4 protein-coding genes are annotated in these 3,608 nt (G+C 40.9%); 3 read left to right on the top strand and 1 reads right to left on the bottom strand.

The features are described from left to right. Positions 1–558: 558 nt before the first annotated feature. A complete protein-coding gene (locus AACQ21_RS05330; RefSeq protein WP_013867986.1) occupies positions 559–1,020 on the top strand; it encodes a TetR/AcrR family transcriptional regulator in 462 nt (153 codons plus the stop codon). Positions 1,021–1,123: 103 nt separating this feature from the next. Here AACQ21_RS05330 and nadE read toward each other — a convergent pair whose 3' ends face one another. Further along, on the bottom strand, positions 1,124–1,954 hold the full coding sequence (gene nadE / locus AACQ21_RS05325) for an ammonia-dependent NAD(+) synthetase (protein ID WP_105977099.1): 831 nt from the start codon (positions 1,952–1,954) through the stop codon (positions 1,124–1,126). A gap of 104 nt (positions 1,955–2,058) precedes the next feature. Here nadE and AACQ21_RS05320 point away from each other — a divergent pair, with 104 nt between their 5' ends. After that, positions 2,059–2,571, top strand: a complete 513-nt coding sequence (locus AACQ21_RS05320) for a nicotinate-nicotinamide nucleotide adenylyltransferase (protein WP_026027468.1) — start codon at positions 2,059–2,061, stop codon at positions 2,569–2,571. Between the two features lie 40 nt (positions 2,572–2,611). Continuing rightward, positions 2,612–3,121 (top strand): hypothetical protein, encoded by a 510-nt coding sequence (locus AACQ21_RS05315; RefSeq protein WP_105977098.1) that lies wholly within the window; start codon positions 2,612–2,614, stop codon positions 3,119–3,121. The last annotated feature ends 487 nt before the right edge of the window (positions 3,122–3,608 follow it).

Genomic DNA, 3,608 nt, shown 5'->3' with positions numbered 1-3,608 from the left:
GCCACATGCTTCGCAGACTTGGATATCAACGTCTTTTTCGATACTCATTGTGAATCCTCTTAGTAAATGTATGGACATTCTAACGGGCAAATCGTTTATCAGCCACAAAAAGCCAATCAGGTTTGGGGTAAATCGCGTCTTATTTTGGTTGTTCGAAAGTTTTTAGCCATCGTTATGAATTAATGAGTGTGATATTGCTCAAATAATCACTAGTTTTTGTGTCATAAATTTGTCAGAACAGTGTTCAGTTCGTTGCGAATTGTTGATGATTGTAAGATTATTCGGTTGAAACAATTATTAATATTATAAATTGCGCTTCATCCATTAGTGGTGATGACTAATAAACTGGAAATTTAAGTTTTATTAGTGATAGCTAAAGGAGTGACAGTAACAAGCCAGTAGATAACGCTTTTAACAAGATAATTCTGGTTTGAATTTACTGTTTTAAGGGATGGTTTTTTAGACAGAAAATGCCATACCACGAGGGGTGATTCGCGAAACGGCACTATCATCGCAATTGAGTTAGATGGATTAATAAAAAAGAGAAGAGTCTGGACCATGCCAAAGCGTAGTAAAGAAGATACTGAAATCACCATTCAGAGAATAATGGATGCTGTTGTCGATCAGCTATTGAGACTGGGTTACGACAAAATGTCGTATACCACGTTGAGTCAGCAAACAGGGGTTTCACGAACGGGGATTAGCCACCATTTTCCAAAGAAAACCGATTTTACGGCCGCTTTAGATGGGCGGATTTTTAAGCTGTTTGTTGAGCATTTAGATTTTGAAAATGACCTTTCAAGCTTTTCAAATAGCTGGATAAATGCGCTGGAAAATGCACAATTTTTGGCTATTTTGCGTTTATTATTTCATCATGTTGTGACGACTGAAAATGCGGATGAATTTGCAGCAAACGGTGTCGATCGGTTATACAAAACGGTGGCTGTACAGTTTGGCAAAGAGAGCGCAAGGGAGCTTGAGTGGCTGATTGGTAAATCACTGATTAAAATGAGTCAATAATTTGGCACTTTGTGCAAGCTTGTATTGTCGACTTTAACACTAAAGCCAACGGAGAAGTTGGCTTTAGTGCTTTTTGTAGAGAGTTATAGAGAGATTGTGTCGATCAATCGTACAACGTTGGGATCGGTTGACGTTTATGCTGAGTTGCTGTGTAAATCGCGACAAGACGGTCAATCACGTGCTGTGAAACAGGCTTCCCTTCTAAAAAATCATCGATTTGGTCATAACTTAAGTTTAACGCATCTTCATCTGCTTTTTGTGGTGCGAGCTCTTCTAAATCCGCGGTGGGTGTTTTTTGAACCAATTGCTGTGGTGCGCCTAATTGAGCCGCTACCGCGCGCACTTGACGTTTACTCAAGCCAAAAAGTGGTGCTAAATCACACGCGCCATCACCAAATTTAGTATAAAAACCGGTGATGTTTTCTGCGGAATGATCCGTGCCGAGTACTAACGCACCAACAAAACCTGCAATTTCGTACTGTGCAACCATGCGAGCGCGCGCCTTTACATTTCCTTTCACGAAATCAATTTTGGCACTGTCAGTTGGAGTTAAGCTTGTGCCTTGTAGCGCATCAAGAGAGGCTGAGTGCAGGCCATCTACACCCGCTTTAATATTGACCGAAATTGAGTGTGTAGGTTGAATGAAGGAGAGAGCAAGCTGCGCTTCATCCTCATCTTTTTGTTCGCCATAGGGTAAACGAACGGCGATAAACTGATAGTCGTTAACGGCGTATTCTTGGTTGAGTTGTGTCACGGCGAGCTGGGCTAGACGGCCGCACGTTGTTGAGTCGACGCCACCACTGATGCCAAGCACTAAAGACTTACAACCAGATTCAATCAATTTGCGTTTAATAAACTCAACGCGCCGTTCAATTTCATAAACAGGGTCAATGGATGAGAGAACACGCATCTCATCACGGATCATTTGTTCCATTAGGGTTCCTTTTCCTGCAAGCAATATAAATCTTTGGTGTATCATACCGAAATCATCAGATTAGAAAACCGAGAAAATGGTTTTCAGACTTGAATAGGATTGCTATGACTAAAATTGCCGTCTTTGGGAGTGCTTTTAACCCTCCGAGCTTAGGACATAAAAGTGTGATTGAATCGCTAAGTCATTTCGATTTAATTCTGTTGGTACCGAGCATTTCACACGCTTGGGGTAAGCAGATGCTCAGTTATGAGATCCGTTGTGAACTTATTGATGCTTTTATTCGTGATTTGCAGTCAGATAAGATACAACGCTCAATAGTCGAAGAGGAACTGCAACAGCCCGGGCAGAGCGTCACAACTCACGCTGTTTTGTCATTACTGCAAAAACAATCACCTGATGCTGACATTACTTTTGTAATGGGCCCGGATAATCTGTTCAATTTTGCGAAATTCTATAAAGCTCAAGATATCTTGCAACGCTGGTCAGTCATGGCCTGTCCTGAAAAAGTCGCGATTCGTAGTACTGATATTCGTCAGCGGTTAGCTGAAAATTTAGACATTACCGATTTAACGACTATCTCTGTTAGGAAAATCTTGCAGCAAAGAAAACTTTACTAGACAATCCACGCCCTTTTCGTGGTCGGAGCTGTTTGCATTCATGAAGTTAAATGTGGCTGTTTGTGCGTTAATCATGTTTTCGTCGCTGACGAAAGCTTGCGATCTCTATTCCGGTTCATTATTAACGCCAGAGTTAGAATTAACACTAGGTGCAGATAGTAGCCCAGCAATGTTACCAGCATCGGGCGTCTGCTTTTCTATATTAGATAGTATGGGCTACGCATCGAAACAACTGCTGGCTTTAGGTTTATTTGAAGAATCTCCAGCCGACTCCTCTTACTGGGCTGATTGGTTTTTAAAAGCCGATTCGGATCCCCTGTTTACTCAGAAATTGGACACAAGCTACATTGGCTTTGGAGTCTGGATACCCTCTGAATTGCTTGATGAGCAAAGTGATATGTCAACCGAAGAGTGGTTAATGAGTCACGGCTTACAGCTAAGTATCGGTTTTGGCGAGAAAAAAGCGGGTGAGCCGCGCATGCGTTTTGACTATCGTTGGCATGAAGATTTCGACAGCGTTGTCATGATGCAAATTGAAGTTCCCTTCTAACATTTTCCCTCAGTAAACAAATTCCCTCAGAAAACAAAAAAGCCAACCGCAATATTCGCGATTGGCCTATGTAAATTGTGAACAAAGAGTATTCACTAATAACGTCAGTTGGCTAGGTGACCCTCGGCTTAAGAAGGGTCGATATAGCTATTGCAGCATACGTGCCAAGTTTTATAGCGCTTAGTTGCTATTGTTTCCTTGTTTTTTTCAAACTTCCCCAAGAAAATTTTTGCAGGCTGCAAATGCAAACTGCAAAAACGACTCAGATTGCTAATGTCGCTAGGTTCAATCACATTCGCTCTGCTATCTCGCTTTTATTTAATTACACATCTAACTAATTGTCGGTTTTCTGGTTAGATGTTCGAGCTTATTTATTCATTTTAAATCAGTAATTTATACCTATTATTGTTATTTTTTTGAATTTCTGGGTTGAATTTTTCATTTGTGCTGCTAGTTTATATAGAGGTTTTTAATTAGAGCTCTAACT

Origin of the sequence: Vibrio sp. V01_P9A10T6, assembly GCF_963877065.1 — a bacterium.
Lineage (GTDB): Bacteria > Pseudomonadota > Gammaproteobacteria > Enterobacterales > Vibrionaceae > Vibrio > Vibrio anguillarum.
This window is presented reverse-complemented; position numbering and strand designations above follow the sequence as displayed.

Bases quoted from the DNA above. Each gene is read 5' to 3' on its own strand.
- AACQ21_RS05315 (WP_105977098.1), top strand. From the start codon at position 2,612: ATGAAGTTAAATGTGGCTGTTTGTGCGTTAATCATGTTTTCGTCGCTG.
- AACQ21_RS05330 (WP_013867986.1), top strand. From the start codon at position 559: ATGCCAAAGCGTAGTAAAGAAGATACTGAAATCACCATTCAGAGAATA.
- nadE (WP_105977099.1), bottom strand. From the start codon at position 1,954: ATGGAACAAATGATCCGTGATGAGATGCGTGTTCTCTCATCCATTGAC.
- AACQ21_RS05320 (WP_026027468.1), top strand. From the start codon at position 2,059: ATGACTAAAATTGCCGTCTTTGGGAGTGCTTTTAACCCTCCGAGCTTA.